Origin of the sequence: Saccharomonospora halophila 8 (assembly GCF_000383775.1) — a bacterium.
In the GTDB taxonomy this organism is placed as follows: Bacteria; Actinomycetota; Actinomycetes; order Mycobacteriales; family Pseudonocardiaceae; genus Saccharomonospora; species Saccharomonospora halophila.
In genome coordinates, this window is sequence record NZ_KB912498.1 from 1 (window position 1) to 2,621 (window position 2,621).

Here is a 2,621-nt window from a genome sequence, read left to right on the forward strand (position 1 = left end):
GCGTTCGTCGGCGGAGGCGCTGCGGGCGGCGGCGCCCGCGGCCAGCGGTTCGACCGCGATCCGCAGTTCCGTCAGGGTCCGCAGCTGGGCGTCCCGCCCCGGCCCCGCGAGCCGCCACCAGATGACCCGCGGATCGAAGACGTTCCAGTTCTCCACGGGCTGAACCGTGATGCCGACGCGCCTGCGCGAGCGGACCAGCCCCATCGATTCGAGAATGCGCATCGTCTCCCGGGCCACCGTCCGGGAGACGCCGAACCGGTCCCGGATGGAGTCCAGGGTCAGCACGTGGTCACAGGGCAGGTCCCCACTCGTGATCTCGGCACCGAGGGTGTCCAGCACGGTGTCGTGCAGGACCCCGGCGCCCGGCTGCGTGCTCACGCCCCGAGCCTATCGGCGCCCCCGTGTCTTCCCCCGGTCGACTCAATGGTGTTATCTTTCGCCGCATTAGGTACTACCTTTCAGTGAGGAGCGAAGCCATGGCTGCCACGTGCCTGGTGGTGATGGGGGTCTCCGGCGCCGGGAAGAGCACGGTCGCCGCCGCACTCGCACACCGGCTCGGCTGGACCATGGCCGAGGCGGACGAGTTCCACCCGGCGGCCAACGTCGAACGGATGACCGCCGGGACCCCGCTCACCGACGCCGACCGGGGGCCGTGGTTGCGGGCCCTGCGGGACTGGATCACCCGGCGGGCCGACGAGGGCACCGACACCGTCGTCGCCTGTTCGGCCCTGAAACGGTCCTACCGCGACATCCTGCGGGAGTCGTCGGCCCGGGTGCGGTTCGTCCATCTGCGGGGTGAACCGGACCTGGTCGTCCGCAGGTTGGCCGATCGTTCCGGCCACTTCATGCCCTCCTCACTCTTGGACTCGCAGTTCCACGACCTGGAGGACCTCGCCCCGGACGAGGACGGCATCCGTGTCGACCTCGGCCGCGGCCCCGACGAGATCGCCGAGACGGCCCTGTCCCGGCTCGGCCTCTCCCACGGCTCCGGCACCCCCGGTCCCGGCACGCCGCCCTCCGGATAGGGGCGAGGTCAGCACCCGCGAGTCCGTCCCCACCGACCGCGAGAAGCAACGGAGCTTTCGATGAATACCGACGAGTGGACCCAGACCCTCGGCGCCGGGCCGCTGCTCGGCATCGCGGCGGGCGCGGTCGCCGTCCTGCTGCTGCTCATCATCCGCTTCCGCGTCCACGCCTTCCTGGCGCTGGTCGTGGTCAGCATCGGCACCGCGTTCGCCGCGGGCATCCCGGCCGGGCAGGTGATGGACACCCTCACCGAAGGGTTCGGATCCACCCTGGCCAGTGTGGCCCTGCTGGTGGGCCTCGGCGCCATGCTCGGCAGGCTCGTCGAGGTCAGCGGTGGCGCCCAGGCACTCACCGACGCGATGATCCGCCGGTTCGGCGAACGCCGTGCGCCCCTCGCGCTCGGTGTCGCGTCGCTGCTGTTCGGCTTCCCCATCTTCTTCGACGCCGGGCTCGTGGTGATGCTGCCGATCGTGTTCTCCGTCGCCCGCAGGCTCGGCGGCGGTGTCCTGCGCTACGGCCTGCCCGCCGCGGGCGCGTTCTCGGTGATGCACGTCTACGTCCCGCCGCACCCCGGCCCGGTCGCCGCCAGCGGCCTGCTGGGCGCCGACGTCGGGCTCGTCCTGGCGCTCGGCCTGCTGCTGGCCGTGCCGACCTGGTACCTCACCAGCTACCTCTACGGCCTGTGGGTGGGCAACCGCATCGTCCTGCCGGTGCCCGACATCCTCGGCGGCGGGTCCGAGCACGACGAGAATCCGCCGAAGGCGGGCACGGTGATCGGCCTGCTGCTGCTCCCGGTTCTGCTGATCTTCGCGAACACCGGACTGAGCACGGCCGGTGAGGTGGGCTGGGTCGACAGTGACGCGGGCTGGTACGACGTCGTACTCACGCTCGGCTCGACCGCGATCGCGTTGCTGATCACGGTGTTCGTCGCCATGTACGTGCTCGGCACGCGGCGGGGACGCGGCAGGGACACCGTGGACAAGCTGCTCGACTCCGCGCTCGGCCCGGTCGCCGCGATCATTCTGATCACCGGGGCGGGCGGCATGTTCGGCGGTGTGCTGGAAGCCAGCGGCATCGGCGACGCCGTCTCCGGGGCGATGTCCGACATCGGCCTTCCCGCGGTCGTGGCCGGCTACCTGATCGCCACGACCCTGCGGGTCGCCCAGGGGTCGGCCACCGTCGCGCTCACGACCGCGGCCGGGCTCATGCAGCCGATCGTCGCGGGCGGGGCGTTCAACGGGGTCGAACTGGCCGCGCTCGTGCTGGCCCTGGCCGCGGGGTCGGTGACGGCGGGCCACGTCAACGACTCGGGTTTCTGGCTCGTCGGCCGGTTCTTCGAGATGGACGTCAAGACCACGCTCAAGACCTGGACCGTCATGCAGACCACGATCGGCCTGGTCGGCTTCGGCCTGGCCTCGCTGGTGTACGCGATCGCGTGATCCGGGGCGTCCGCGCCCCGGTGGAGGGAGATTCATGTCGACGGCGTCGTTCGACCTGACGGGACGGGTCGCGCTGGTCACCGGCGCGAGCCGGGGCATCGGCCGGGCGCTGGCGGACGGACTGGCCGGGGCGGGCGCCACGGTGGTGCTGGGCGG

Annotated in this window: 3 protein-coding genes; 2 read left to right on the forward strand and 1 reads right to left on the reverse strand. The window is 71.7% G+C overall.

Translation table 11 applies throughout. The features are described from left to right. Positions 1-378, reverse strand: a 378-nt coding sequence (locus SACHA_RS0104320) for a FadR/GntR family transcriptional regulator (RefSeq protein ID WP_019807481.1), incomplete at its 3' end; no start/stop codon positions are given. A 98-nt stretch (positions 379-476) separates the two neighbouring features. Here SACHA_RS0104320 and SACHA_RS0104325 point away from each other — a divergent pair. Together SACHA_RS0104325 and SACHA_RS0104330 are read left to right on the forward strand one after the other, a co-directional pair. Next, entirely contained in the window at positions 477-1,025 is a 549-nt protein-coding gene (locus tag SACHA_RS0104325; protein WP_019807482.1) for a gluconokinase, read from the forward strand. A 60-nt stretch (positions 1,026-1,085) separates the two neighbouring features. Further along, the gene (locus tag SACHA_RS0104330; protein ID WP_019807483.1) at positions 1,086-2,465 is read left to right on the forward strand and encodes a GntP family permease; all 1,380 of its coding nucleotides are present in this window, start codon (positions 1,086-1,088) and stop codon (positions 2,463-2,465) included. Positions 2,466-2,621: the final 156 nt, after the last annotated feature.

What these genes read in the sequence shown, in the direction of transcription:
- SACHA_RS0104325 (WP_019807482.1), top strand. Translation starts at nt 477, where the DNA reads ATGGCTGCCACGTGCCTGGTGGTGATGGGGGTCTCCGGCGCCGGGAAG.
- SACHA_RS0104330 (WP_019807483.1), top strand. Translation starts at nt 1,086, where the DNA reads ATGAATACCGACGAGTGGACCCAGACCCTCGGCGCCGGGCCGCTGCTC.